Here is a 24,823-nt window from a genome sequence, read left to right as displayed (position 1 = left end):
AAGAAGAAGAGGGCAGGCCGCGTCAAGTGTAAACGGTCTTGACATGAGTCAGGCCCCGCACGACGTGGCGATGAACACTGTCGTGCGAGGCCTGAAGTCTTCAGGGTGACTAGGCGGAAGCGGCCAGCCACTGGGAGTCGCCTGGCATGACCAGCGACCCCGGCGTGTGGTCCTCCGGCAGGGCGAGCACTTCGGTCAGCACGGTGGACACCGTGCCTGCCGACTGCCACAGCACCTTGCTCGGTTCGAGCACGTTCTCTTCGTCGCCCGGCATACGCATGGCGGTCACATCGTCCTCGTCGTCCAAGCGGACCACGTCGACCACGTTGTCGTGGGCGCGGATCCCGACGATCGCGAGCACTTCGCCGCGCGAGTTGCGCGGGTGCATGAACTGGTAGCCGCGGGCGACGAGCCGCCGCAGGCCGGTCTCGAAGTCGACGCAGGCGGTGTCGGCCTCAGCCGAGGACGTCATCGAATTCCCCGTCCTTGACGCCGCCGAGGAAGGCTTCGATCTCCGCCTTCGTGTAGACGAGGGCCGGGCCGGTCGGGAAACGCGAGTTGCGCATGGCGATGTCACCGTTGCTCAAGGTCGCCACCTCGACGCAGTTGCCGACCGGGCCGCTGCGCTTGCTCTTGCGCCAGCTGGCGTCGGTCAGCAGATCGGCCTGAATGCCGTTCACAATCTCCATCACGTCCACCCTCATCCGATTTCGATCTCTCGGGCTTGCATCTGCATGTGCATTTGACTGTGAATCGAAGCTAGCACGTGTTCATGCTCGGGTAAATGCACGTGCAGAATTTCTTGCGAATAACTCTCTGAGTAACGATCATGCTCGGTCACTTCACACTAACGGGTGACGAAAGTCCTGGTGAACAGGGACTTCTGGACCTTGCCGGGGTGCCGGCAGGGCGGCTCGGTCAGATCTCGGCCAGGCGTTTCGCCAGGATCTGCCTGCTGCGATCCGGCGTCTCCGCGTCAACTGCCAGCCGGTCGAGTGAACGGCTGTAAGCCTCGATCTCGTCGAGCTTCTCCAGGTAGTTCGCGCCGGTGAGGTGCTCGATGTAAGCGATGTTGGGCAGTTCCGGCTCGGCGAACCGCAGCAGCGCGAACGCGCCCTGCGCGGCGTACCCGCTCAGCCGGAACGGCAGGATCTGCACGGAGACGTTGGACATCGTGGTCACTTCGAGCAGGTGCTCGATCTGCTTGTGCAGTGCCTTGCTGCCGCCGATGGGCCGGTAGAGCACCGACTCGTCGACGACCGCCCACAGCCGAGGGGCGTCCGGCCGCTGCAGCAGCTTTTGCCGCCGCATGCGCAGCGCGACCCGCCGTTCGACGGCGTCGTCCGCGCTCTCCGGGCGGCCGTAGCTCGCGACGGCGCGCGCGTAGTCCTCGGTCTGGAGCAGGCCGGGGACGTAGAGCGGCTCCCAGGTCTGGATACGGGTGGCCGCTTCCTCCAGCCCGACATAGTCGTTGAACCAGGTGGGCATGAGGTCGTTGTAGCGGCGCCACCAGCCGGGCTGGTTCGACTCCTTGACCATGTCGAGGAACGCCGCGCGTTCACTCGATTCGGTGATCCCGTACATGGTCAGCAGGTCGGCGACATCTCGCTCTTTGAAGCCGACGCGGCCCAGTTCGAGCCTGCTGATCTTGGACTCGGAACCCCGGATGTTGTAGCCGGCCTCGGACCTCGTGATCGCGGCCTGCTCGCGTAGTCGTCGCAGCTGAGAGCCGAGGATCATGCGCCGGGCAGTGGGGCCCAGGCTCTGTTCTCCACCGGACGCGTTCACCGCGTTCATACCCCGACCTCTCGTGCGAACAGTGCGGCATTCAGGTGCAGCCCGACTACTCAGCGTACCCGCCTGGGCATGACCGTCAAGGTCCAGCCGAAGTTTACGCGGCGGGCGCGTACTCTTACCGTACGTGTGGTCCGCGATATTCGACACAGTTTTGTGAGGCCGAGAATGCCCGGAGCCGCTCCCCCCACCGACCGCCCGGCACCCGTCGGAGTCGACCCGACCAGGGCGAGCATCGCCCGGGTCTACGACGCGTTCTTGGGTGGCAAGGACAACTACGAGATCGACAGGGAGACCTTCCGCCGCGTCCAGAGCGTCGCGCCGGAGGCCAAGGATCTCGCTGTCGAGAACCGCGCGTTCCTGATCAGGGCCTGCCGCTTCCTCGCCAACCAGACCGGCATCGCGCAGTTCCTCGACTGCGGCTCCGGCCTGCCGACGGCGGAGAACACCCACCAGGTCGTCCAGCGCGTCAACCCGGACATCCGGGTCGTCTACGTCGACAACGACCCGGTCGTGCTCGCGCACGGCCGCGCGCTGCTCGAAGAGAACGACAACACGCACTTCGTCGCCGCCGACATCTTCAACCCGCGCGAGGTCATCGAGAACGCGGTGGTGCGCAAGCACATCGACTTCACCGAGCCGGTCGCCCTGCTGCAGATGGGCACCATGCACCACTTCAACGGCCCGCGTGACCGGCCCGCGGAGATCATGCGTGAGTACATCGAAGCCCTGCCGTCCGGTTCGTTCGTGGCGCTCAGCCACTTCTCCGACCCGCAGGACGAGCTGAGCGCGCTGGCTCGCAAGATGGAAGACGTCTTCCTGCACAGCCCGATGGGCTCCGGCACCTTCCGCACCAGGACCGAGATCGAGGAGCTGTTCACCGGCCTCGAGATGATCCAGCCCGGTGTCGTGCTCTGCGCCGACTGGTGGCCGGACGGTCCGCGGATCAAGGACCTGAACGCCGCCCAGCGCACCATCTCCGGTGGCGTCGGCCGCAAGATCTAGTTCCTCCGCGAGGGCTCGTGAGAGTTCCGGACCTGCCCGGAGCTCTCACGAGCCTTTTGCGTTCTGTATCTTGCCCACGTTTTCGCAGCTCACGAGTCCAGGCGCACGATGGGGAGCCAGTGGCTGAGGTCGGCACGGGTCCCCGACGCCGTCGCGCGCCCGGTCTCGACCGCGTCTGTCCACTTTAGACGTCCGGTGGCGAGCTCCAGCCAGGTCCGCGGATCGGTCTCGATCACGTTCGGCGGCGTGCCGCGCGTGTGCCGCGGACCCTCCACACACTGGACCGCGGCGAACGGCGGGACCCGCACCTCGACGCTGCGCCCCGGCGCGTCCTGCGCCAGCGTGCGCAGGCTCAGCCGGACGGCCAGCGCCAGTTCCGCGCGGGCCGGATCGGGCCCATCTTCGCTCAACCAGGCCGAAAGCGCCTGCACGGCGGTGCGTAATTCACCGGGGTCAACCGAACGCGAAGTGGCCATGGGCAAACAGTAGAGTGACACCAGAAAGACGCACATCCAGCACTCGGGACGTTGGGACACAAATGGCGCAGCGCGACGACGCAGACCGGTTGACCACAGCCGCGAAGCGGCCGGAGATCACCGAAGACATGCGCGCCAACGCGAGGGCGAACCCGAACAGCTGGCTCTACGTCATCGACGAGGCCTTCGACCCTGGCGGTCCCGTGCCGAGCTGGGCCGTCGTCGGCGCGTATCCGGTGAACGGCGCCGGCGACATCGTCGAGGACTTCCACCCCAACGACCGGTACCGGCCTTCCCCGCAGGCACTGGGTTTCCCGAAGCCGTCGAGCGACCTCGAACGGTTGCTGCAGCTGGTGTACACGAAGCACCGCCCCGCCGAGGATCTGCCGTCGGCCATTTTGGACTCGACGTTGTTCGTCTACGCGATGTCGCCGATCCAGCGCACGGTCATCGGTTTCCACGACCCCGAGGGCCGCGTGCTCGTGCCCGCGTACACCTCGAAGTCCATGGTGCCGCGCGAATGGCCGCACGCCCGCGCCGTCGTCGGCCGCGACATCGTGAAGCTGCTCGCCGGGCATCCGGTCGCGATCAACCCGCACGACCTCGTCACCGCGGTGGTCCCGGCCGAGCACCTGATCATGGCGATCGCCGACGAAGAGCGCTGATCCCGGAGTCACCGCGACCCCGCCCATGGGTCGTGAGTGTTTTCGCCGGTTAGAACCGGCCGTACCACTCACGACCCCCTGCGGAGAGCGCTGAGTCGGCGTCACGCTATCGAGTGACAACCGAGTCGCCGGAAGCGCTTCCTCCAGGCATCGTGGCGAACCATGGTGGAGTGTAAGAGAAAACTGACCGCGATCTTGGGTGCCGGAATGCTGCTCTGGGGGCAGACCAGCCCGGCCGCCGCGACCACGCTCGATCCCTACGCGGGCGCTGAGGACAATTACGCGGGCTCGCAGATCGCACTGCACGAAGGCGTCGACGGTGTTCCGCACTACGACGTTTCCGAAGACCAGGTGCTCGGGCACGACGTGAGCGGGCACCAGGGCGACGTGGACTGGCCGGCGGCCGTCGGCGGTGGCGCCCGCTTCGTCTACATCAAGGCGACCGAGGGCACCGGGTTCCGCAACCCGCGATTCGCCCAGCAGTACAACGGCTCCTATCAGAACGGCATGATCCGCGGCTCGTACCACTTCGCGCGGCCGGATGTGTCGAGCGGCGCGGAGCAGGCGAACTACTTCGTCAACAACGGCGGCGGCTGGTCGGCCGACGGCAAGACGCTGCCGGGTGCGCTCGACGCGGAGTACAACCCGTACGGCGAGACCTGTTACAACAAGTCGGGGCCGGACATGGTCGCGTGGATCAAGGACTTTTCGGAGACTTACCGTAACCGGACCGGCCGCTACCCGACGATCTACACGAGCACGAACTGGTGGAAGCGCTGCACTGGCAACAGTGCCGAGTTCCGCTTCAATCCGCTCTGGATCGCCCGCTACAACACCTTCATCGGTGAGTTGCCCGCCAGTTGGACCGTCCAGACGATCTGGCAATTCCAGGCGGCGGGCCCGCTTCCCGGCGACCAGAACTGGTTCAACGGCGCGTTCGACCGGGTCCAGGCCCTGAGTTACGGATGACGCACCGCCGTGTAAACGATTAACAACAAGTGATCTTGATTCACGTGAAAATCACCCACACGACCGATGCAGTTCACGGAAAATGGTGACAAACGTCCCATCATCGCTCACAATCAACGCCCGAGTGACTACCTGCAGTGTCACTCTCAGCGAGGGTACTTGTGAAGGGATGGGTGCATGTCCATTTCTCGAAGAGGCGCTAGGCGACTCGTCGCACTGGCAGCCATCGCCGTCTCGACCGCCGCGCTCCTGCAAGGCGTAGCGGCCGGGGCGGCGGCCGAACCGCGGCCCGACGGCCAGCTGGCCGAACCGTTCAACGCCACCATGGGGTCGCAGATCAGGCGGGTCGAGGGCGACCAGTCGACGCCTGAGTCGAAGGAAGCGGCGCAGAAGCCGCAGGGGGTGGACGCGAACGGCGTCCAGATCCAGGCGACCGTCGCCGGCATCGACGTCGCCAGCTATCAGGGCAATGTCGACTGGGCTTACTGGTGGGGACAGGGCAAGCGGTTCGTCTGGACCAAGGCGACCGAAGGCACGTATTACACGAACCCGTACTTCGCGCAGCAGTACAACGGTTCGTACAACCAGGGTTTCATCCGCGGCGCGTACCACTTCGCCATCCCGAACGGCTCGAGCGGCGCGGCGCAGGCCGACTACTTCCTGGCGCACGGCGGTGGCTGGTCCAAGGACGGCAAGACACTGCCCGGCGCGCTGGACATGGAGTACAACCCTTACGGCGCAACGTGTTACGGGCTGAGCCAGTCGGCGATGGGCGCGTGGGTCCGGTCGTTCCACGACCGCTACTACGCGCGCACCGGGCGCTGGCCGGTCATCTACACCTCGACGAACTGGTGGAACCAGTGCGTCGGGTCGACGCAGAACTTCGGCGGCACGGTGCCGCTCTGGGTGGCGAGGTACTCCTCGTCGGTCGGGGCGCTGCCGTACGGCTGGGGCTTCCACACCGTGTGGCAGTACACCTCGAGCCCGCTCGATCAGGACACCTTCAACGGTGCCTACGACCGGCTCCAGGCGCTGGCCGTCGGCTGACCGAACGGACATGAACGGCTCCCGTCCGACATCCGCGTCGGACGGGAGCCGTTTTCGTGTCCGCTGCGTCCAACGGGCAGAATGCCGTTGACCAGCATCAGGAGGGGGAACTCCATGACCTACCCGCCGCAGCAGGGACCGCCGTACGGCCAGCAGCCCGGCCAATTCGGACAGGGCCAGCCGTATCAGGGGCAGCCTTATCAAGGTCAGCAGCAGTACCCGCCTCAGCAGCCGTACCCCGGCCATGGCTACCCGCCGCCGGGCCCGCCGAAGAAGAAGACCGGCCTGATCGTCGGCATCTCGGCCGGGGTCGTGGCGTTGCTGGCACTCGGCATCACCGGTTTCGTCGCGCCGGGATTCTTCCTCGGCGACGACACGAGCACGGACGCGACGGGCTCGCCCGCCGACGCGGCGTCGTCGTTCGTCAACGCGCTCGCCGGGCACCACCAGGAGGCGGTCAGCGCGCTGTACTGCGCGGACGCGGAGGCGAAGACGCGGCAGTACGGCGTCGACATCGTCAACAAGAAGTTCGGGGTGACCCTCGACGCGCCGCCTGCGGGTGACACGGCGGCGCTGACCGTGGACAACGCGGGCAAGAAGTTCATGTTCGACGCGAAGCTCGCGAACCAGGGCGGCAAGTGGTGCGTCCAGAAGATGACGCAGGTCTTCGCCAGAAACCCCGGCGGCTCGCCGACCGGCAGCGTGCCGACCGGCGGGAAGTCGACGCCGACCGCTGGCTCCGCGCCCGCCGCCGACCCGGCGCAAAGCCGGGAGGTGGCGGAGAAGTTCGTCGCGGCGGTCAACGCGAAGGACCAGGCCACGGCGCTCGGCTTCGGCTGCCAGCGCGCCGAGACGATGCTCAAGGCAGGCATCAACCGGCTCGGCGACAGCCCGGCGATCGCACTGAGTACGCCAAAAGCCGGGCCCGGCGGGTCCTTGTCGTTCACACTTACCGGCACCACCTCGGACGGGCAGACCGTCGGCGGGAACGTGCAGGTCACGAACAGCAGCGGTACCTACTGCGTGCAGAACCTGCTCGTGCTCGTCAACTGAATCACCAGAAAGGCACCTCCGATGACCTATCCGCCGCAGCCGGGCCAGCCATACGGCCAGCAGCCGGACCCGTACGGACAGCAGCAGGGCGGCGGATACCAGCAACCGCAACCCGGCTACCAGCAGCAACCGGGTTTCGACCCGAACCAGCAGCAGCAGTGGGGCCAGCCGCAGCCCGGCTACGACCCCAACGCGCAGCAACAGCAGTGGGGCCAGCAGCAACAGCAGCCCTACGGCGCCTATGACCCGAACACCCAGCAGTACGGCACGTTCGGCGGCCCGCCGGAGCCGCCGAAGAAGAGCAAGACCGGGCTGTTCATCGGTATCGGGATCGTCGTCGTGCTGCTCGTGGCGCTGGGCGTGACCGGTTTCGTCGCGCCGGGGTTCTTCCTGAGCAAGGACAGCACCGAGGCGGCCGGGCCGGAGGGCACGGCGCAGGCCATCGTCAACGGCCTCAACGCCAAGGACAAGGTCGCGCTGACCGCGCTGAAGTGCGCCGACGCCGAGAAGGACATCGACGAGGTGCTCGCCGCGCTCGACACGGTCAGCAACGTCAAGCTGGACAAGCTCGACAAGAAGAGCGAGACCGAGTACCTCGCCGCGGTTTCGATGGTCGTCAAGGCCAAGCCGGGCACCGCGGTCGGCACGATCGTCAAGTCTGGCGACAAGTGGTGCTGGAAGCTCGTCAGCAGGCTGAAGGTCGCGGGCGGCACCACCAGCGCGCCGAAGACCAGCGCCTCGGCGCCGACGTCGGCCTCGGCCAAGCCGGCCACCGGCGCGGGCGCCACGCTGCTGAAGGACTTCGTCGACAAGGTCAACGCCAAGGACAAGGCGGGCGCCTTGGCGCTCACGTGTGAGGACGACGCCAAGGACGTCGAGAAGGACATCGACGAGGCGATCGCGGGCTCGCCCGCGCTCACGGTCGAGACCAGCGGCGGCGATTTCCTCGTCAGCGGCTCGATCCATGGCAAATTGAATGGCAAGGACGCGTCCGGGCTGATGCTCGGCAGCAACACCAGCGGCAAGTTCTGCGTCTCGGTGTTCGGCGTGTTCTAAGGCTTGCCAAGACGACAGGGGGACCCGGCGATGACTTACCCAGGTTGGCAGTACGTGCCACCGCCACCACCGCCCAAGCCGAAGCGGACGGGGTTGTGGGTAGGTCTGACGTTCACCGCGGCGGTGCTGCTCGCGCTGCTGATCACGGGGTTCGTCGCGCCGGGTTTCTTCCTCGGCAAGAACAAGATCGACCCGGCGGCCGGGCCGTCGAAGACCGCGCAGCAGATCGTCGACGGGCTCAACCATCAGGACAAAGCCTCGCTGACCGGCCTCCGGTGCGCGGACGCGGGGCCGACCGTCGACACGGCGGTCAGGACGGTGGACCGAGTCGAGTCAGCGACGGTCGACGGCGCGGTCGTGAAGGTCAGCGAGACCGAGTACCGCTCTACCATGCGTGTGAGCAGTCAGGGCCGCGTTAACCCGTTCGTGAATACGATCGTCAGCGAGAATGCGCACTGGTGCTGGAAGAACATCACGAACGAGGATTCGCGCTCTGGTGACTCTCCGCGATCACCGACCACGACCAAGTCGGCTTGAGACACAGCTTGGTCAACTTCTCGCTCTGAGGCCGCTACCTGCGTAAACTGTTCGCCGTGAATGCGCGGGCTCAGGCCGCGGCCGTCGTCGCCGCGGTGGTCACCGCCGCTGTTGCGGTGACCGGATTCGTCACGCCGGGAAGTGCGAGCGCCGGCGGACCGGAGCAGTTCGCCGAAAAAATGGTGGCCGCCTTCCAGTCCCATGACGCCGCCCAGGTGGCCGGTCTGCTCTGCCCGGCGGCGACCTATCCGAACCGGGTCGCGGCCGACGCGCTGGTGGCCGAGCAGGTGACGTTCACCCTGCGAAGGCCGCTGGAACCGGTCGGCGACCGGTATTACGACGCGACCGTCACGTTCAACGACGCGGGCGGGCCGTTCGAAGGATTCTCGGCGATGCTGGCTGGTTCCGGCGAGGACTGGTGCGTCGACAGCGTGCGTCACCAGGCCGAATACACGCCCGCGCAGCTCGACGCCGCGGTCGTCGCGATCACGCCGATGGTCGACGGCATCAACGCGGGCGACAGCTCGTCGGCGCTGGCGCCCAAGTGCGGCGCGCTCTCGGACGCCGACGTCGGCACCGTCATGCACTACGCGGACGGCAAGGCCGAGCTGGCGGCGAAGGCGATGCCCGGCATCGGCGACGTCGTGTACGACGACAGCGGCAAATCCGTCGGGATGACCGTCCCGGTCACCGTAGACGGCAGCTTCGACGGCGCACCCGTGACGAACCGGGCATCAGTGCGCGTCGGGGACGGCCAAGATTGCGTAGCCTCGTTTTACGTCGCTCGCGGCTAGAGTGGGTTCGTGGGGACTTTCAGCTGGGGAAAGGCCGTGCTCGCCGCCGGCGTAGTGGCCGTCGTCGCGTCCGGTTGCGCCAAGGACACCGCGACGCCGTCAGCGCCTCCGCCGAGTAGCGCCGCGCCGCAAATGCAAGCGCAGGCGCAGCTCGCCGAGCGCTTCGTGAAGGCCCTGCGCGAGCACAAGGGCGACGAGGCCGACGGCATGCTGTGCCCGTCGACGACCACGCCGAGCCGCGAGACCACCAAGGAACTCGCCACCGAGGACGCCCCGTTCACGCTCGAAGACAACCTGGCTTCGGTGGCCGAAGGCAAACTGTTGCGTGCCGTGGTCGACATGAGCCCGGCGGGTCAGCCGTATCGCGGTTTCTCCGCGCTCATCGACAGCTCCGCTGCCCAGCCCTGCGTGTACAGCGTCGGCCGGCGCGCGCAGTATCAGCAGGAAGACCTCGACGCCGCGCTCGCGATCACCAACAAGCTGGTCGAGGCGATCAACAAAGAGGGTGACGGCAAGTACGACCGGTGCCCGTCGATGACCGACGCCGAGGTCGGCGCACTCGGCAAGTACTTCGCCGACGGCAAGACCGGCCGCGTGTCGGCGCGGCTGCCGGTGTCGGCCACCGACGTCGGCGACGGCGACGGCAAATCGGTGCCGGTCGACATCGAGGGCACCTTCGGCGAGACGGCCGTGCACGACCGGGCGACCGTGAACGTCGGGCAGCACTGCATCGCGGCGTTCGCGCCGGTGGCGGGCAAGTGACCCGGATTTGGCCGACCGACCGTTAAAGTGACGCCTCGTGGCGAAACTGCGCGTTCTGGTGAAGTCCCCGCTGGCAGGCACGTTCGCGTTGTCGTTGCTGCTGCTGGTGGCCGTCGGCGGCTGGCTGCTCAAGGACCCGAACACCACCCGTAGCGAGGCGCTGAAGACCGGCGGGCTCGCGGGCGGCGCGATCGTCGCGTTGTACGCGCTGTGGCTCAACGACCGGCGCCGCCGGGTCGAAGAGCGTCGGCAGGAAATCGAGCGGCAGCGCCACGATCTCGAGATGCGGCGCACCGAGCAGGACCGCGAGCGCATCTCGGACGAGCGCTTCGCGAAGTCCGTCGAGCTGCTGGGCAACGACGCCGACCAGGTGCGGGTGGGTGCGATGCACGCGCTCGCCGGTGTCGCGCGCAGCAGGCCGGAGTACACGCAGACGGTGCTGGACGTGCTGTGCTCGTATCTGCGGCGGCCTTACACGCACAAGCGCTACAAGGAGGTCGATACTCAGGAGCGCGAAGGCGACGACGGGTCACCGGAGCAAGAACTCGAACTCCAGGTACGGCTTACCGCGCAACGGCTGATCGTCGACCTGCTGCCCGAAGCGGATGACGCCGAGGCGCCGGGCTACGACCTCGATCTGACGGGCGCGGCCGTCGAGTATCTCGACCTGTCCGGGCGGAAGATCGGCAAGATCCTGCTCCGGTACGCGGGCCTGCACAGCAGCACGAACCTGAGCGGTTGCCAGATACTGGGACCTGCCTACTTCACCGCGGCGGGTAGCACGAAGGGCAGGCTCATCGGCTCTTTCCGGTGCCGTGACACGACTTTCCACCAGCGCGCCTGGTTCAGTGGCACGATCTTCGGCGCGAAGGCCGACTTCCGCGGCACCACCTTCGACGGCGAGACCAACTTCAAGTACGCGGTGTTCGCAGGCGACGCGGATCTGACGGACGTGACGTTCGCCGGCGGACTGAGCATGCACCAGACCCGGTTCAACGGATACACGAAGCTGAACTTCAAACAGGGACCGAAGTCGCTGGAGCTGTACAACACGATGGTCGATCCCGACCAGGAGATCGTGCTGCCGAAGGGATGGAAGCTCGAACCGTTGCGTGACGGCAAGGCCAGGATCGTGGTCGCGTGAAACGGTTCCGCTCCCCACTGGCCTGGGCGGTGGTCGTCACGGTCATCGCGCTCGTCGCCGTCACCTGGTGGATGCTCGCCGACCCGGCCACCAGCCGCGGTGACGCGCTCAAGACCGGCGGCCTCGCCGGCGGCGCGGTCGCCGCGATGTACGGCCTCTGGCTCAACGACCGCCGCCGTCGCACCGAAGAGGACCGCCACGAGATCGAACGCGCCCGTGTCGCCGACGAGCGCTTCGCGAAAGCCGTTGAGCTACTGGGAAACGCGGCCGACCCGGTGCGCGTCGGCGCGATGCACACACTCCAAGCGCTGGGCCGGGCCCGGCCCGAATACGTGCAGAGCGTGCTCGACGTGCTGTGCGGCTATTTGCGCCTGCGCTTCGACCACCCGGATTTCGATTCGGCTGACGATCCAGACTGGTCTCCCGAGGCGGCCGCGGCCGCCGACCGCGAGCAGCAGGTCCGGCGGACCGCCCAGACGGTCATCCGCAGCCTGCTGCCGAACCCGAAGCAGCCGGACGCGCCCGAGTACGCGCTCGATCTGACGGGCGCGCGGCTTGAGCGTTTCAACATGGCCCGCAAGAAGGTCAAGTGGCTGACGTTGACCCGCTGCCAGATCATCGGCGGCGCGGGGTTCCAGGACGCGGTGATCCCGCACATGTTCTTCTTGAACGAGGCCGAGACGTGGGGCGAGGTCACCTTTGTCAACGCCAAGTTCGGCAGCCGCGCTGGCTTCACCGACTTCACGGCTCACGATCCCGTCGACTTCACCGGCACCGGGTTCGCCGTCGAGCCCGAGCTGGACAACGCCGTGTTCCCCGAAGGCTCGAAGCTTCCCCCAGTGCCGGGATAAAGCGGGCTTTACTCCCGGGAGTAAAGCCCGCTTTATCCCGGTCATCCGAAGAGCTTGGGCAGGGTGCCTTCCCAGGATTCGCGGAGTTCGTCGAGGGTGAACTCGGTGATGCCCTGGATTTCCAGGGTTCCCGACTCGGGGTCGACCACGCCGGTCTTGCGCCACGGCAGGTAGCGCGCCTTGCACATCTCGGTGAACCGGAGTTCTTCCGACCGGGGCACCGCGACCAGAATCCGGCCGGACGACTCGGAGAACAGCTGCACGAACGGGTCCGCGCGGTCGTCGAGGAAGGCGCGCGCGCCGCACTGTCCAATGAGGACCATCTCGACCAGTGCCTGTGCCAGTCCGCCGTCGGACAGGTCGTGCGCCGCCGAGATCATGCCGTCGCGTGAGCCTGCCAGCACCACATCCGCGAGCATCTTTTCGCGGGCGAAGTCGACCTTGGGCGGCACGCCGCCGAGGTGCCCGTGCAGCTGGGCCCATGCCGAACCGTCGAGTTCGTCGAAGGTCTCACCGAGCAGGATCAGCATCTCGCCCGGTTCGGAGCCGACGCCGGTCGGGACGCGGCGGGTGACGTCGTCGATCACGCCGAGCACGCCGACGACCGGGGTCGGCAGGATCGCGGTCGACCCGGTCTGGTTGAAGAAGCTCACGTTGCCGCCGGTGACCGGGATGCCGAGTTCGACGCAGCCGTCGGCGATGCCGTGCACGGACCGCTCGAACTGCCACATCACGCCGGGGTCCGTCGGCGCGCCGAAGTTGAGGCAGTCGGACACCGCGACCGGGGTCGCGCCGCTGACCGCGACGTTGCGGAACGCCTCGGCCAACGCCAGCTGGGAGCCGACATAGGGGTCCAGGTAAACGAAACGGCTGTTGCAGTCGGTCGACACCGCGACGCCGCGTCCGGTCGACTCGTCGATGCGGATCATGCCCGAATCGGACGGCTGCGCGAGCACGGTGTTGCCGCGCACGTAGCGGTCGTACTGCTGGGTGACCCATTCCTTCGACGCCTGGTTCGGCGCGGAGATCAAGCGCAGCAACGTTTCCCGAAGCTCGGCGGCGCTCGACGGACGCGGCAGCGAGGTCGACGTGTCCGCGACCAACGCGTCCTGAGTGGACGGTCGGGCGATCGGGCGGTCGTACACCGGGCCCTCGTGGGCGACGCTGCGCGGCGGCACGTCGACGACCGTCTCGCCGTGCCAGGTGATCACCAGGCGGTCGCCGTCGGTGACCGCGCCGATGTCGGTCGCGAGCACGTCCCACTTCTCGCAGACCTTCAGGAAAGCGTCCACATCGGACGGTGCGACCACCGCGCACATGCGCTCCTGCGACTCGCTCGCGAGCACCTCGGCGGCCGTCATTCCCTGCGCGCGCAAGGGAACCCGGTCGAGTTCGATGCGCATACCGCCGTCACCGGCCGCGGCCAGCTCGGACGTCGCGCAGGCCAGCCCCGCGCCGCCGAGGTCCTGGATGCCGACGACCAGCTTGGCCGCGAACAGCTCCAGGCAGCACTCGATGAGCACCTTCTCCGTGAACGGGTCGCCGACCTGGACACTCGGCAGCTTCCGGCGGCCGGTGTCCTCGCTGAACGTGTCGCTGGCGAGCACGGACACGCCACCGATGCCGTCGAGCCCGGTCCGAGCGCCGAACAGGATGATCCGATTGCCGACCCCGGAGGCGTGCGCCAGGTGCAGGTCCTCGACGCGCATCGCACCCACGCACAGCGCGTTGACCAGCGGGTTCCCCGCGTACGACGGGTCGAACACCAGCTCGCCGCCGATGTTCGGCAGGCCGAGGCTGTTGCCGTAGCCGCCGATGCCGGCGACCGCGGCGGGCAGCACGCGCCGGGTGTCGGGCGCGTCGGCCGGGCCGAAGCGCAGCGAGTCCGCGACCGCCAGCGGGCGCGCGCCCATCGCCATGATGTCGCGCACGATGCCGCCGACACCGGTCGCCGCGCCCTGGTAAGGCTCCACATAGGACGGATGGTTGTGGCTCTCGATCTTGAACGTGACCGCCCAGCCGTCACCCGCGTCGACCACGCCCGCGTTCTCGCCGATACCCGCCAGCATCGACTGCGTGGCCGTGCGCGCGAAGTAGCGCAAGTGCTTTTTCGACGACTTGTACGAGCAGTGCTCGCTCCACATCACCGAGTACATCGCCAGTTCCGCGTCGGTCGGGAAGCGGCCGAGGATCTCGCGGATGCGGGCGTACTCGTCGTCGGTGAGGCCGAGTTCAAGGTAAGGCTGCTGCACGACCCGAGCGTAGTCGGCGCTGGAAAAATCGGTCGCGCGGAGGCCACGGGTGCGCTTACCGTCGATGATCGTGCTCTCCGCCACGTATTCCTTCCCCGCGATCAAGCTGCCCGCGCGCCTCACCGGCGGGCGGTACCTGCTCGCGTTGCTGCGCGCCCGCGCGAAGGAGGCCGTGGCGGTGGCGGTCGTCGCCGCGCTCTGGTCACTGCCCGCGGCGATACTGCCGCTGGTGGTCGGCAAGGGCATCGAGGCGATCAGCGCCAAGAGCTGGCCGGACGTCTGGCGCTGGACGATCATCGCCGCGCTGCTCGGCGTCGGGCAGACGGTGTTCGGCACCATCACCCACTTCATCTCCTACGGCAACTGGCTGCACGGCGCCTGCGTCACCCAACGCCTGGTCACCGAACACACGGCGAAGCTCGGCGCGAGCCTGCGTGAGAAGACGACCACCGGCAACGTGGTCGCGATCGCCTCGTCCGACATCAACTACATCGGCAATGTGTTCGAGGTCATGGGCCGGGTGTTCGGCTCGGTGATCGCGTTCGTGGTGATCGGGATCGCACTGCTCACCAACTCGGTGCTGCTCGGCGTGGTCGCGCTGGTCGGCGTGCCGCTGGCGGTGCTCGGCATCGGCCCGCTGCTGGCGCCGCTGCAGAAACGCAAGGCCGCCCAGCGTGAAGACCTCACCGACGTCAACGCGCTCGGCGCCGACATCGTGTCCGGCCTGAGGATCCTGCGTGGTGTCGGCGGTGAAAAGCAGTTCCTCGGCCGGTTCCGCGAAGCGAGCCAGCGCGTGCGGCGCGCGGGTGTCGAGGTAGGTCGCAGCGAGAGCCTGCTGGCCGCGGCCGAGATCGCGCTGCCCGGCCTGGTCACCATCGCCATCACCTGGCTCGGCGCGCAGCTCGCGCTCGACGGCACGATCACCGTCGGCGAACTCGTCGCGTTCTACGGCGTTTCGGCGTACCTCGTGGTGCCGGTGATGACCGCGACCGAGGCGGCGAGCTCGATCAGCGGCGGGCTCGTCTCGGCGAAGAAGGTCTGCGGAATCCTCGCGCTGGAACCGAAACTGGCCGACCCCGAGCAGCCGGAACCGCTGCCGGAAGGCGCGCTGGAACTGTTCGACTCCGAGTCGGGCTTGACCATCGAGGCCGGGCAGCTGACCGTGATCGACGCGGGCGTCGCCGGTGAGCCACTCGCCGAGCGGCTGTCCCGCTTCGCCGACGCGGCCGATGGCGAGCGCGTGCTGATCGGCGGCGTCGAGGCGGACCGGGTCGCGCTGGCCGAGCTGCGGCGGCGCGTGGTGTTCGCGCACAACCAGGACATCTGGTTCTCCGGCATCCTGCGCGAGCAGGTCACGCCGCCGAACCCGAGCGAGGTCGGGGTCGCCGCCGCGCTGTTCGCGGCGGACGCCGAGGACATCGTCGAGGCGCTGCCCAACGGCGTCGAGGAGCTGATCGGGGAGCGTGGCCGCGAGGTCTCCGGCGGTCAGCGGCAGCGGCTGAACCTGGCCCGCGCGCTGGCCACCGACGCCGACGTGCTGCTGCTCGACGAGCCGACCTCGGCCGTCGACGCGCACACCGAGGCCCGCATCACCGAACGCATCGCCCATCTGCGTCAGGGAAAGACCACCGTCGTGTTCGCGCAAAGTCCTTTGTGGACGCATGTGGCGGACCGCGTGATCAGCTTGAAGGTACCGGTATGAAACGACTTCCGCTCGCCTCGCCGCGTGAGGTGCGTGGCTGGGTGCGTGCCACCGCGGCCGCCAACCGGCGCGAGTTCACGATCATGATGTCGATGTTCTGTTTAGCGACCGTGATCGGGCTGGCCGGCCCGCAGCTGCTGGGCATGCTGGTCGACTCGGTGCTGGCGGGCACCACCACCGGCCGGATCGGCGTGCTCGCCGGGATCTTCGTGGTCGTGCTGCTCGCGCAGGCCTGGGTCAAGCGCATCGCCAGGTACCGCGGCCGGGTGTTCGGCGAGCAGGTGCTCGCGCACAACCGCGAGCAGTTCGTGGCGAACGCGCTGACCCTGCCGCTCGGCACGGTCGAGGCGGCAGGCACCGGCGACCTGCTCAGCCGGGCGACCACCGACATCGGCCGCGTCGACTTCGCGGTGCGCAACGCCGCGCCAGAGATCCTCGTCGCCGTGATCTCGGTGGTGTTCACCCTGATCGCGATGCTGTTCACCTCGCCGCTGCTCACGCTGGCGATGCTGGTCTCGGCTCCGCTGCTGATCAGCGTCAACCTCTGGTACCAGCGCCGGGTCCCGGCGGTCATGCAGTGGATGCTCGACCGCTGGGCCGACCTCAGCTCGACCATGCACGAGTCGGTCGAAGGCGCCCGCACGGTCGACGCGCTGAGCCTGCGCGGCCGCCGCGTCAAGGCCGGTCACGCCGCGCTCGACCAGGCCGTCTACGGCGAACGGCAGCTGCGTGCGATGCAGATGCGCTGGCTGCCGTCGCTGGAGATCAGCTACGTGCTGCCGATGGCCGCGATGCTGGTGCTCGGCATGATCGCCTACGGCAACGGCTGGACCGGGCTCGGCACCATCGCGACCATGCTCGTCTACGTCCAGGTGATGTCGGGCCCGCTGACCGAGGCCCTGTTCTGGCTGGAGGACCTGCAGGTTTCGCTGGCCGCCCTGCGCCGCGTGCTCGGCGTCAAGCCCGTCGAGCGGGACGGGCTGGTCTCGCGGGTGCCGGTCGGACGTGACATCGACGTCACCGGCGTCCGCTTCGGCTACAACGACGAGCGCGAGGTGCTGCACGGCATCGACCTGCACGTCCCGCGCGGGCAGCGGCTCGCGATCGTCGGGCCGTCCGGCGCGGGCAAGTCGACGCTCGGCAGGCTGCTCGCCGGGATCTCGGCGCCGACCGCGGGCTCGGTCCGCATCGGCGACGAAGAGGTGTCCTCGCTGACTGACGACGTGCTGCGCGGCGAGGTGCTGCTGCTGACGCAGGAGCATCACGTGTTCGCGGGCACGCTGCGGGACAACCTGTGCCTGCCGGTGGGTTCGTGGTCCGACGAAGAGCTGATGGCCGCGCTGGACTCGGTCGGCGCGACCGAGTGGGCCAAGTCGTTGCCGGACGGCCTCGACACCAAGCTCGGCTCCGGCGAGCACCCGGTGCCCGCGGCGATGGCCCAGCAGCTCGCGCTCGCGCGCGTGGTGCTGGCCGACCCGCACACGCTGGTGCTCGACGAGGCGACCTCGTTGCTGGACACGGGCTCGGCGCGTGAGCTGGAGCGTTCGCTGAACGGCGTGCTCGAAGGCCGCACGGTCATCGCGATCGCGCACCGGCTGCACACCGCTGCCGCCGCGGACCGGGTGGCCGTGATCGAGGGCGGCCGCATCACCGAACTCGGCAGCCATGCGGAACTACTCGCCGCCGACGGGCCTTACGCACGCCTGGTACATGCGGCTTCGGCCTAGCTTTGGGTACGGCGTCCATGGCAAAGTGGACGTCGTACACAACATGCTTGGGGGCAAGTATGCCGGAACGGATCGTGCACGCCAACGGCGTCGAGCTCTGCGTCGAGACTTTCGGCGCGCCCGGTGACCCGGCGATCCTGCTGCTCGCCGGCATGTCCGGCTCGATGCTGGTCTGGGAAGACGAGTTCTGCGCCAGGCTCGCGGCCGCCGACCGGTACGTCATCCGGTTCGACTACCGAGACACCGGCCGCTCGGTCGGGTACCCGCCCGGCTCACCCGGCTACGGCGGGCTCGACCTGGCCGCCGACGCGCTGGCGCTGCTCGACGAGCTCGGCGTGTTCAAGGCGCACTTCATCGGCATCTCGATGGGCGGCGGGCTGGCGCAGCTGCTGGCCGCCGACCACCCCGAGCGGGTCGCGTCGCTGACCCTGATCGCGACCACCACCAGCGCGGAGTACGGCGACGACCTGCCGCCGATGACCGAAGAGCTGCTCGACTACTTCATGAACGCGCCGACGCCGGACTGGTCGAGCCGCGCGTCGATGGTCGACTACTGGGTCGAGCTGGACCGGCGGCTGGCTGGTTCACACGTGCGCGACGACACCGCGTTGCGCGGGCGGGTCGAGCGGATGTTCGCCAGGACGGCGAACTACGAGTCGAGCATGACCAACCACAACGTGATGGACAAGACGACCGGCGCGAAGCGCGACGTCTCCGCCATCACCGCGCCGACGCTCGTGCTGCACGGCGCCGAGGACCCGCTTTTCCCGCTGGAGCACGGCATCTACCTGGCAGGCAAGATCCCCGGCGCCGAGCTGGTGATGCTGGACAAGGTCGGCCACGAGCTGCCGCGCACGGCGTGGGACGTCGCCGTCCCGGCCATTCTCGAACACGTCGCTCAGACGTTGACCAGGGTGTCGACCACCGAATAGAACACGCCGAGCCCGTCGTCGGACGGTCCGGTCAGCGCGTCGATCGCGTGCTCCGGGTGCGGCATCAGGCCGACGATCCTGCCGTTCTCGCTGCGGATGCCCGCGATGTCGTTGCGTGAGCCGTTCGGGTTACCGTCGACATACCGGAAGACGACCCGGTTCTCGGCCTCCAGTTCGTCCAAAGTGGACTGATCGGCGACGTAACAGCCGTCGATGTTCTTCATCGGGACGACGATCTCGGCGCCCTGCTCGTACCGGCCGGTCCACGCGGTCTCGGTGTTCTCGACGCGCAGCCACTGGTCACGGCAGATGAAGTGCAGCCCGGCGTTGCGGACCATCGCGCCTGGCAACAGCCCGGCCTCGCACAGGATCTGGAACCCGTTGCAGATGCCGAGCACCGGAAGACCTCGGCGCGCGGCATCGATCACCGAGGTCATGACCGGCGCGAACCGGGCGATGACGCCGGCACGCAGGTAGTCGCCGTAGGAGAAGCCGCCGGGGACGATCACCGCGTCGACCCCCTTGAGGTCCTCGTCGGCGTGCCAGAGGCTCACGGCCTCCGCGTCGGCGTAGCGCACCGCGCGGGCGGCGTCGCCGTCGTCGAGGCTGCCCGGGAAGGTGATGACGCCGATGCGCGCGGTCACGCGTCGACCCGGCGGACGGTCCACTGCTCGATGACCGGGTTGGCGAGGAAGCCCTCGGCGATCTTGGCCAGCGTCTCGTCGTCAACGGTGTCGTCGACCTCGAGTTCGAAATGCTTGCCCTGGCGGACCGCGGTGACGCCGTGGAAGCCGAGACGCGGGAGTGCCCCGGCCACCGCCTGCCCTTGCGGGTCCAAGATCTCCGGTTTGGGCATTACGTCCACGACAACACGCATGGTCAGGAGACTACTTGGACGATGTCCCCAGGTTGGAGGGAGTTGAAGAAGGTCACTGCCGCGGACTTGGCCAGATGCACGCAACCGTGTGACTTGACCTTCAGGCTGCCCTGGTGGAACGCGATGCCGTTGGTGGTGAAGAAGACCGAGTACGGCATCGGGCCGTTGAACTGCTTGCTGTAGTGATCGATGTCCTTGTACTGGACGTGGAAGGTGCCGGTCGGCGTGGCGTACCCCTTGCGCCCGGTCGTGACCGGAACGCCGCCGTAGGTGACCTTGCCGTTGTCCATCAACCACGCGGTGTTCGTATGGAGCTGTAAGCAGGCTTTGGCCTGCGCCGAGCATGGCGCGCCCGCCGCCTGCGCGGGTGTCGCGATGAGAGCCGTCGTAGCCGCCATGCCTGCTACGAGTGTCGCTGCTGTCCTCCACTTCATGACTTGCCTCCCGATTGGGTGTGTAATCAGGGTGCCCCGGAGCGTCACTTTTCAATCGGGGTGATGTGTGGTTTATTGACACAGCGCCAACTAGCTGGAGGCCAACGTGGAGTCCTTCGATTACGTCATCGTCGGAGCGGGCAGCGCGGGCTGTGTGCTCGCGAACCGCCTCAGCGAGGACCCGGCGGCGAAGGTGCTGCTCCTCGAGGCCGGTGGCGAGGACACCGCGGACGAGATCCACATTCCCGCGGCCTTCGCGGCGCTGTTCAAGACTCAGTGGGACTGGAACTACGAGACGGTCGAGCAGAAGCACACCGGCAAGACCGCGTACTGGCCACGCGGCAAGGTGCTCGGCGGCTGCTCCTCGATCAACGCGATGATCTACATCCGCGGCAACCGCGCGGACTACGACAACTGGCGCGACGCGCACGGCTGCGAAGGCTGGGGCTTCGATGACGTGCTCCCGTACTTCAAGCGCGCCGAGGGGAACCAGCGTCTCGGCGGCGAGCTGCACGGCACGGACGGCCCGCTGCACGTCGAAGACCGCCGTTTCACGCACGAGCTTTCCGAGGCCTGGGTCGACTCCGCGGTCGCGTGGGGTCTGAAGCGGACGGACGACTTCAACGGCGTCTCGCAGGAAGGCGCCGGGCAGTACCAGGTGACCTGCAAGAAGGGGCAGCGCTGGTCGACGGCCGACGCGTACCTCCGGCCCGCGCTGGGGCGCCCGAACCTGACCGTCCGCACCAACGCCCAGACGACTCGCGTGCTCCTTTCCGGCAACCGCGCGGTCGGGGTCTCGTACCTGTCCGGCGGGGTTTCGGTCGACGTGGGCGCGTCGTCCGAGGTCGTGCTGTGCGGCGGCGCGATCAACTCACCGCAGCTGCTGATGCTCTCCGGCATCGGCCCGGCCGAGCACCTGCGCGAGCACGGCATCGACGTCGTCGTCGGCCTCCCCGGCGTCGGCGAGAACCTGCACGACCACCCGGCCTGCGGCGTCATCTGGTCCACAAAGGACACAACGGACCTCGTCGACTCGGCGACCCCGGCCGGGATGGTCCGCTACAAGCTCACCAAGCGCGGCCCGCTGTCGTCCAACATCGGCGAGGCGGGCGCGTTCTACTCGACGCTCTCGGCTTCCGCGCCGCCGAACATGCAGATCCACGTCGCCCCGACCTTGTTCTACGACAACGGTTTCCGCGAGCCGACCACACCCGGCTTCACCTCCGCGGCGACACTGGTCGACGTCGCGAGCCGTGGCCGTCTCCGCCTCAAGTCCGCGAACCCGTTGTGGCGCCCGTCGCTGGACCCGGCCTACTACGCCGAATCCGCCGACTTCGACGCGATGCTCCAAGGCCTGCGCGACCTCATCGAGATCGGCAAGTCCGGCCCGCTCGCCCGCTACCTGGACAAGCCGTTCCTGCCGGACCATCACGATCTCACCGACGACGAACTCGCCGAGCACACCCGCGAGAACACCCAGACCCTCTATCACCCGGTCGGCACCTGCGCGATGGGTTCAGGCGAGAACGCGGTCGTCGACTCGTCCCTGCGCGTCCGCGGCGTCGAAGGCCTCCGCGTCGCGGACGCGTCGGTGATGCCCGTGGTCCCGCGCGGCAACACCAACGCCCCCACGATCATGGTCGCGGAGAAGGCCGCCGACCTCATCCGAGGCTAAAGGGCTCGTGAGTGGTATGGCCGGTTCTAACCGGTCAAAACACTCACGACCCCTTCGGCGTGATCGAGGCGTCGTCGCCGCGCACGAAGCCGCGCGGCAGGCGGCGGCCCGCGAAGAAGTCGCGGCAGGCGCGGTGGATCGCCAGCATCAGCGGCACCCCGAGGAAGATCGCCACCACGCCGATCACCGCGGGCCCGCCGATGCCGAACACCGTCGTCTCGCCCGCGTCCGGCTTCGCGTACTCGATCAGCGCGGCCACCAGGATCACCGCGAAGAAGATCCCGCCGACGAACGGGAAGACCCCGCGCAGGAAGAAGTTCCGCACGCTCGCGAACAACGTCTTGCGGAACACCCAGACGCACGCCAGCGCCGTCGCGGTGTACTCGATCGCGATCGTCAGGCCGACCGCGTCGACCGAGTCGGACAGGATGTTGTCGCTCCACAGCGACAAACCGACGTAGAGCACGAAGGACACGAGCCCGAACGCCCACGTCGACACCGACGGCGTCTGGAACCTCGGGTGCACCTTCGCGAACGACTTCGGCAGCGCGCCGTGGCTCGCCATCGAGAGCATCGTGCGCGCGGCGGGCATCACGGTCGCCTGTGAAGCGGCCGCCGCGCTGGTCAACACCGAGATGACCAGCAGGAAGCCCATCACCGCGCCGAATCCGCTCGACCCGAACACGGCGTCGCCGAGCCCGGCGAGCACGTCGTCGGCGTTCTTCTCGTTGCCGAGGCCGATGCCGTCCGTGCCGACGCCCGCGAACGACAGCGCGGCGATCGTCACGAGCAGGTAGTTGACCACCAGCAGCACGGTGGACAGCACCGCCGCCTTGCCAGGGCCGCGCTTCGGGTCGGCCGACTCCTCGTTCACCGAGACGGAGCTTTCCCAGCCCCAGTAGATGAACACGGCCAGCAGCACCGCCGAGACGAACGACGAGAAGCCGATGCCGGACGGCCACAGCCAGCTCCACGACGGCGTCGTCGCCTGGTCACCGGCGGAGCCGTTGAACACGCGGACCAGCGCGACCACCGAGAACACGGCGAGCACGACCAGTTCGACGGCCAGCAGCACCCACTGCACCCGCGCCGAGATCTCGATGCCGCGGAAGCACAGATAGCACAGCAAGATCAGCCAGAGCACGCCGACCGCGGTCGTCACCACGCGGTTGTTGGCCAGCTCGTCGGCGCCGAACAGCAGCAGCGTGTACTTGCCGGAGATGGCGGACTGGCTGGTCATCACCAGCAGCTGCGCGACCGTCACCACCCAGCCGGTCAGCCAGCCGACGCGGCTGCCGAACGCGCGCGTCGCCCAGGTGAAGTTGGTGCCGCAGTCCGGTTCGACCGAATTCAGCTCGCGGAACGCGAACGCCACGAACAGCACCGGGATGAACGCGAGCAGCACCAGCGACGCGGCCTTGAAGCCGGTGCCGGCGAGCACGATCAGGCCGAGCGTGGCGGCGATCGAGTAGGCGGGCGCCGTCGACGACATGCCGATGACCACCGAGGACATCATGTTCAGCGCGCCGGATCGCAGGCCTTTGCCCTCGGGCGCTTCGACCTTCGTCAGTACCGTCTCAGCCATGGGAGAACACCGTCCGATGCCATGACTTGCGTGCGACGCCGGTGTTCTCGCTCATCACGTGTTTCACGACGGTGTACTCCTCCAACGCGTAGGACGACATGTCCTTGCCGTACCCGGACGCCTTCATCCCGCCGTGCGGCATCTCGCTCACGATCGGGATGTGATCGTTGATCCAGACGCAGCCCGCGGCGATCTCCCTGCCGGCCCGCCCCGCGCGGAACACGTCGCTGGTCCAGGCGGAAGCCGCCAGACCGTATCGGGTGTCGTTCGCCAGCGCGAGCCCCTGGTCGTCGGAATCGAACGGCACCGCGGCGAGCACCGGCCCGAACACCTCGTCCTGCACGATCTCGGACTCGTGCGCGGCGCCGACGATGAGCGTCGGCTCGTAGAACGCGCCACGCGGGGCGCCGCCGCCGACGACCGCCTTCGCGCCCTGGTCGAGCGCGCGGCCGACGAACCCGTGCACCCGCTCGGCCTGAGTGGCCGACACGAGCGAGCCCAGGTCGGTGGCCGGGTCCTCGGGGTTGCCCATCTTGACCGACCGCATCACCTCGGCGACACCTTCGACGAAGGCGTCGAACAGCGGGCGCTGGACGTACGCGCGGGTGGCCGCGGTGCAGTCCTGGCCGCCGTTGAGCAGCGCGCCCGCGACGGCGCCGTGCACCGCGGCTTCGAGGCTCGCGTCGTCGAAGACGAGGAACGGGGCCTTGCCGCCCAGCTCCAGGTGGACCCGTTTCGGCGCGCGGGCGGCCAGCTCGGCGATCCGCCTGCCGACCGCGGTCGAGCCGGTGAACGACACCATGTCGACGCCCTCGTGGCTCACCAGCGCCTCGCCGACGTCGCGGCCGCGTCCGATGAGGACGGTGAGCAGCCCGTCGGGCAGTCCGGCGTCGGCAAACGCTTGCGCCAGCATGACCGTGGTCAGCGGGGTGATCTCGGCAGGCTTGATGACCACCGCGTTGCCCGCGGCGAGCGCGGGGAAGACCTTCCAGCCCGCCATGTTCAGCGGGTAGTTCCACGGCGCGATCGAGCCGATCACGCCGACCGCCTCGCGGCGGATCGTCGAGGTGTGGTCGGCCGAGTACTCGCCGGACGCCTTGCCCTCCAGCGTGCGGACCGCGCCTGCGAAGAACGCGGCGTTGTCGATCGTGCCGGGGACGTCGAACTCCTTCGACAGCCTGATCGGCTTCCCGCACTGCCTGGTCTCGGTCAGCGCGAAGTCGTCGGCGCGCTCCTCCAGGAGGCTCGCGACCTTCAACAGCACCGCCGCGCGTTCGCCCGGCGAGGTGCGGGCCCACTCGCGCTGCGCTTCGCGGGCTTTTCGGACGGCGGCATCGACGTCGGCGGCTTCGGCGAGCTGGATCTCTTCGATCAGCTCTCCGCTGGCAGGGTTGGTGATCGCGAAAGACTCGGCCATGGGCGTCGATGGTGACAGCCAAACAAGGTCAAGACAAGCTTTTCCGCTGAATTGACTCCTTGAAACTAC

25 protein-coding genes are annotated in these 24,823 nt (G+C 68.1%); 15 read left to right on the top strand and 10 right to left on the bottom strand.

All coding sequences use genetic code 11. The features are described from left to right. Nucleotides 1-109 precede the first annotated feature (109 nt). The 3 genes from AB5J62_RS41475 to AB5J62_RS41465 all read right to left on the bottom strand — a co-directional run bounded on the left by AB5J62_RS41475 (nucleotide 110) and on the right by AB5J62_RS41465 (nucleotide 1,797). Nucleotides 110-472 carry a hypothetical protein gene (locus tag AB5J62_RS41475; protein WP_370945525.1) on the bottom strand — a complete coding sequence of 121 codons (363 nt, stop codon included), beginning with the start codon at nucleotides 470-472 and terminating at the stop codon, nucleotides 110-112. Then, the gene (locus AB5J62_RS41470; RefSeq protein ID WP_370945524.1) at nucleotides 456-689 is read right to left on the bottom strand and encodes a DUF397 domain-containing protein; all 234 of its coding nucleotides are present in this window, start codon (nucleotides 687-689) and stop codon (nucleotides 456-458) included. Before AB5J62_RS41470 ends, AB5J62_RS41475 begins: the two co-directional genes overlap by 17 nt. 229 nt (nucleotides 690-918) lie before the next feature. Further along, complete coding sequence (locus tag AB5J62_RS41465; protein WP_370945523.1) at nucleotides 919-1,797, bottom strand: helix-turn-helix domain-containing protein; 879 nt, start codon at nucleotides 1,795-1,797, stop codon at nucleotides 919-921. 165 nt (nucleotides 1,798-1,962) lie between these two features. Between AB5J62_RS41465 and AB5J62_RS41460 the strand changes: the two genes are divergently transcribed. Next, entirely contained in the window at nucleotides 1,963-2,799 is an 837-nt protein-coding gene (locus AB5J62_RS41460; protein WP_370945522.1) for an SAM-dependent methyltransferase, read from the top strand. A gap of 89 nt (nucleotides 2,800-2,888) precedes the next feature. Here AB5J62_RS41460 and AB5J62_RS41455 read toward each other — a convergent pair whose 3' ends face one another. Then, entirely contained in the window at nucleotides 2,889-3,275 is a 387-nt protein-coding gene (locus tag AB5J62_RS41455; RefSeq protein ID WP_370945521.1) for a sterol carrier family protein, read from the bottom strand. 62 nt (nucleotides 3,276-3,337) lie between these two features. Here AB5J62_RS41455 and AB5J62_RS41450 point away from each other — a divergent pair, with 62 nt between their 5' ends. The 10 genes from AB5J62_RS41450 (at nucleotide 3,338) to AB5J62_RS41405 (ending at nucleotide 12,153) form a co-directional block, all read left to right on the top strand. Then, complete coding sequence (locus tag AB5J62_RS41450; RefSeq protein ID WP_370945520.1) at nucleotides 3,338-3,940, top strand: type VII secretion system-associated protein; 603 nt, start codon at nucleotides 3,338-3,340, stop codon at nucleotides 3,938-3,940. A gap of 207 nt (nucleotides 3,941-4,147) precedes the next feature. Beyond that, nucleotides 4,148-4,909 carry a lysozyme gene (locus AB5J62_RS41445; RefSeq protein WP_370945519.1) on the top strand — a complete coding sequence of 254 codons (762 nt, stop codon included), beginning with the start codon at nucleotides 4,148-4,150 and terminating at the stop codon, nucleotides 4,907-4,909. 177 nt (nucleotides 4,910-5,086) lie between these two features. After that, nucleotides 5,087-5,956 (top strand): lysozyme, encoded by an 870-nt coding sequence (locus AB5J62_RS41440; RefSeq protein WP_370945518.1) that lies wholly within the window; start codon nucleotides 5,087-5,089, stop codon nucleotides 5,954-5,956. Between the two features lie 114 nt (nucleotides 5,957-6,070). Further along, nucleotides 6,071-7,009, top strand: coding sequence for a hypothetical protein (locus AB5J62_RS41435; protein WP_370945517.1), 939 nt, complete (start codon nucleotides 6,071-6,073; stop codon nucleotides 7,007-7,009). Nucleotides 7,010-7,030: 21 nt separating this feature from the next. Then, the gene (locus tag AB5J62_RS41430) at nucleotides 7,031-8,065 is read left to right on the top strand and encodes a hypothetical protein (protein ID WP_370945516.1); all 1,035 of its coding nucleotides are present in this window, start codon (nucleotides 7,031-7,033) and stop codon (nucleotides 8,063-8,065) included. A 30-nt stretch (nucleotides 8,066-8,095) separates the two neighbouring features. Beyond that, nucleotides 8,096-8,602: a hypothetical protein gene (locus AB5J62_RS41425; protein ID WP_370945515.1), complete on the top strand. Its 507-nt coding sequence runs from the start codon at nucleotides 8,096-8,098 to the stop codon at nucleotides 8,600-8,602. Nucleotides 8,603-8,658: 56 nt separating this feature from the next. Further along, nucleotides 8,659-9,396 (top strand): hypothetical protein, encoded by a 738-nt coding sequence (locus AB5J62_RS41420; RefSeq protein ID WP_370945514.1) that lies wholly within the window; start codon nucleotides 8,659-8,661, stop codon nucleotides 9,394-9,396. 9 nt (nucleotides 9,397-9,405) lie between these two features. Further along, nucleotides 9,406-10,158: a hypothetical protein gene (locus AB5J62_RS41415; protein ID WP_370945513.1), complete on the top strand. Its 753-nt coding sequence runs from the start codon at nucleotides 9,406-9,408 to the stop codon at nucleotides 10,156-10,158. A gap of 46 nt (nucleotides 10,159-10,204) precedes the next feature. Further along, on the top strand, nucleotides 10,205-11,302 hold the full coding sequence (locus AB5J62_RS41410; protein ID WP_370950475.1) for a pentapeptide repeat-containing protein: 1,098 nt from the start codon (nucleotides 10,205-10,207) through the stop codon (nucleotides 11,300-11,302). Beyond that, a complete protein-coding gene (locus tag AB5J62_RS41405; RefSeq protein WP_370945512.1) occupies nucleotides 11,299-12,153 on the top strand; it encodes a hypothetical protein in 855 nt (284 codons plus the stop codon). Before AB5J62_RS41410 ends, AB5J62_RS41405 begins: the two co-directional genes overlap by 4 nt. Nucleotides 12,154-12,194: 41 nt before the next feature. Here AB5J62_RS41405 and purL read toward each other — a convergent pair whose 3' ends face one another. Continuing rightward, entirely contained in the window at nucleotides 12,195-14,405 is a 2,211-nt protein-coding gene (gene purL / locus AB5J62_RS41400; RefSeq protein ID WP_370945511.1) for a phosphoribosylformylglycinamidine synthase subunit PurL, read from the bottom strand. A 70-nt stretch (nucleotides 14,406-14,475) separates the two neighbouring features. On the opposite strand from purL, the gene AB5J62_RS41395 reads away from it, so the two are divergent. From AB5J62_RS41395 to AB5J62_RS41385, 3 genes are read left to right on the top strand one after another with little or no spacing between them, the layout of a single operon-like run. Further along, nucleotides 14,476-16,107, top strand: a complete 1,632-nt coding sequence (locus AB5J62_RS41395) for an ABC transporter ATP-binding protein (RefSeq protein WP_370950474.1) — start codon at nucleotides 14,476-14,478, stop codon at nucleotides 16,105-16,107. After that, nucleotides 16,104-17,834 (top strand): ABC transporter ATP-binding protein, encoded by a 1,731-nt coding sequence (locus tag AB5J62_RS41390; protein ID WP_370945510.1) that lies wholly within the window; start codon nucleotides 16,104-16,106, stop codon nucleotides 17,832-17,834. Before AB5J62_RS41395 ends, AB5J62_RS41390 begins: the two co-directional genes overlap by 4 nt. 59 nt (nucleotides 17,835-17,893) lie before the next feature. Continuing rightward, a complete protein-coding gene (locus AB5J62_RS41385) occupies nucleotides 17,894-18,766 on the top strand; it encodes an alpha/beta fold hydrolase (protein ID WP_370945509.1) in 873 nt (290 codons plus the stop codon). Here AB5J62_RS41385 and purQ read toward each other — a convergent pair. From purQ to AB5J62_RS41370, 3 genes are read right to left on the bottom strand one after another with little or no spacing between them, the layout of a single operon-like run. Then, nucleotides 18,733-19,410, bottom strand: coding sequence for a phosphoribosylformylglycinamidine synthase subunit PurQ (purQ, locus tag AB5J62_RS41380; RefSeq protein WP_370945508.1), 678 nt, complete (start codon nucleotides 19,408-19,410; stop codon nucleotides 18,733-18,735). The two genes, AB5J62_RS41385 and purQ, sit on opposite strands and share 34 nt — an antisense overlap. After that, the gene (gene purS, locus AB5J62_RS41375; protein WP_370945507.1) at nucleotides 19,407-19,643 is read right to left on the bottom strand and encodes a phosphoribosylformylglycinamidine synthase subunit PurS; all 237 of its coding nucleotides are present in this window, start codon (nucleotides 19,641-19,643) and stop codon (nucleotides 19,407-19,409) included. Before purS ends, purQ begins: the two co-directional genes overlap by 4 nt. 2 nt (nucleotides 19,644-19,645) lie before the next feature. Beyond that, nucleotides 19,646-20,041 carry a L,D-transpeptidase gene (locus AB5J62_RS41370; RefSeq protein ID WP_370945506.1) on the bottom strand — a complete coding sequence of 132 codons (396 nt, stop codon included), beginning with the start codon at nucleotides 20,039-20,041 and terminating at the stop codon, nucleotides 19,646-19,648. Between the two features lie 142 nt (nucleotides 20,042-20,183). Between AB5J62_RS41370 and AB5J62_RS41365 the strand changes: the two genes are divergently transcribed. Continuing rightward, a complete protein-coding gene (locus AB5J62_RS41365; protein ID WP_370945505.1) occupies nucleotides 20,184-21,752 on the top strand; it encodes a GMC family oxidoreductase in 1,569 nt (522 codons plus the stop codon). A gap of 43 nt (nucleotides 21,753-21,795) precedes the next feature. Here the strand turns inward: AB5J62_RS41365 and AB5J62_RS41360 are convergent, their stop codons facing one another. Beyond that, entirely contained in the window at nucleotides 21,796-23,337 is a 1,542-nt protein-coding gene (locus AB5J62_RS41360; RefSeq protein WP_370945504.1) for an APC family permease, read from the bottom strand. Next, entirely contained in the window at nucleotides 23,330-24,754 is a 1,425-nt protein-coding gene (locus tag AB5J62_RS41355; RefSeq protein ID WP_370945503.1) for an aminobutyraldehyde dehydrogenase, read from the bottom strand. Before AB5J62_RS41355 ends, AB5J62_RS41360 begins: the two co-directional genes overlap by 8 nt. Between the last annotated feature and the right edge of the window lie 69 nt (nucleotides 24,755-24,823).

The sequence above is a fragment of the Amycolatopsis sp. cg5 genome (genome assembly GCF_041346955.1).
In the GTDB taxonomy this organism is placed as follows: Bacteria; Actinomycetota; Actinomycetes; order Mycobacteriales; family Pseudonocardiaceae; genus Amycolatopsis.
This window is presented reverse-complemented; position numbering and strand designations above follow the sequence as displayed.

Excerpts from the sequence above, each read along its gene's own strand:
- AB5J62_RS41460 (WP_370945522.1), top strand. The coding sequence starts at position 1,963 with ATGCCCGGAGCCGCTCCCCCCACCGACCGCCCGGCACCCGTCGGAGTC.
- purS (WP_370945507.1), bottom strand. The coding sequence starts at position 19,643 with ATGCGTGTTGTCGTGGACGTAATGCCCAAACCGGAGATCTTGGACCCG.
- AB5J62_RS41465 (WP_370945523.1), bottom strand. The coding sequence starts at position 1,797 with ATGAACGCGGTGAACGCGTCCGGTGGAGAACAGAGCCTGGGCCCCACT.
- AB5J62_RS41475 (WP_370945525.1), bottom strand. The coding sequence starts at position 472 with ATGACGTCCTCGGCTGAGGCCGACACCGCCTGCGTCGACTTCGAGACC.
- AB5J62_RS41435 (WP_370945517.1), top strand. The coding sequence starts at position 6,071 with ATGACCTACCCGCCGCAGCAGGGACCGCCGTACGGCCAGCAGCCCGGC.
- AB5J62_RS41445 (WP_370945519.1), top strand. The coding sequence starts at position 4,148 with ATGCTGCTCTGGGGGCAGACCAGCCCGGCCGCCGCGACCACGCTCGAT.
- AB5J62_RS41360 (WP_370945504.1), bottom strand. The coding sequence starts at position 23,337 with ATGGCTGAGACGGTACTGACGAAGGTCGAAGCGCCCGAGGGCAAAGGC.
- AB5J62_RS41430 (WP_370945516.1), top strand. The coding sequence starts at position 7,031 with ATGACCTATCCGCCGCAGCCGGGCCAGCCATACGGCCAGCAGCCGGAC.
- AB5J62_RS41385 (WP_370945509.1), top strand. The coding sequence starts at position 17,894 with ATGCCGGAACGGATCGTGCACGCCAACGGCGTCGAGCTCTGCGTCGAG.
- AB5J62_RS41390 (WP_370945510.1), top strand. The coding sequence starts at position 16,104 with ATGAAACGACTTCCGCTCGCCTCGCCGCGTGAGGTGCGTGGCTGGGTG.
- AB5J62_RS41370 (WP_370945506.1), bottom strand. The coding sequence starts at position 20,041 with ATGGCGGCTACGACGGCTCTCATCGCGACACCCGCGCAGGCGGCGGGC.
- AB5J62_RS41425 (WP_370945515.1), top strand. The coding sequence starts at position 8,096 with ATGACTTACCCAGGTTGGCAGTACGTGCCACCGCCACCACCGCCCAAG.
- AB5J62_RS41470 (WP_370945524.1), bottom strand. The coding sequence starts at position 689 with ATGGAGATTGTGAACGGCATTCAGGCCGATCTGCTGACCGACGCCAGC.
- AB5J62_RS41440 (WP_370945518.1), top strand. The coding sequence starts at position 5,087 with ATGTCCATTTCTCGAAGAGGCGCTAGGCGACTCGTCGCACTGGCAGCC.
- AB5J62_RS41455 (WP_370945521.1), bottom strand. The coding sequence starts at position 3,275 with ATGGCCACTTCGCGTTCGGTTGACCCCGGTGAATTACGCACCGCCGTG.
- AB5J62_RS41450 (WP_370945520.1), top strand. The coding sequence starts at position 3,338 with ATGGCGCAGCGCGACGACGCAGACCGGTTGACCACAGCCGCGAAGCGG.
- AB5J62_RS41355 (WP_370945503.1), bottom strand. The coding sequence starts at position 24,754 with ATGGCCGAGTCTTTCGCGATCACCAACCCTGCCAGCGGAGAGCTGATC.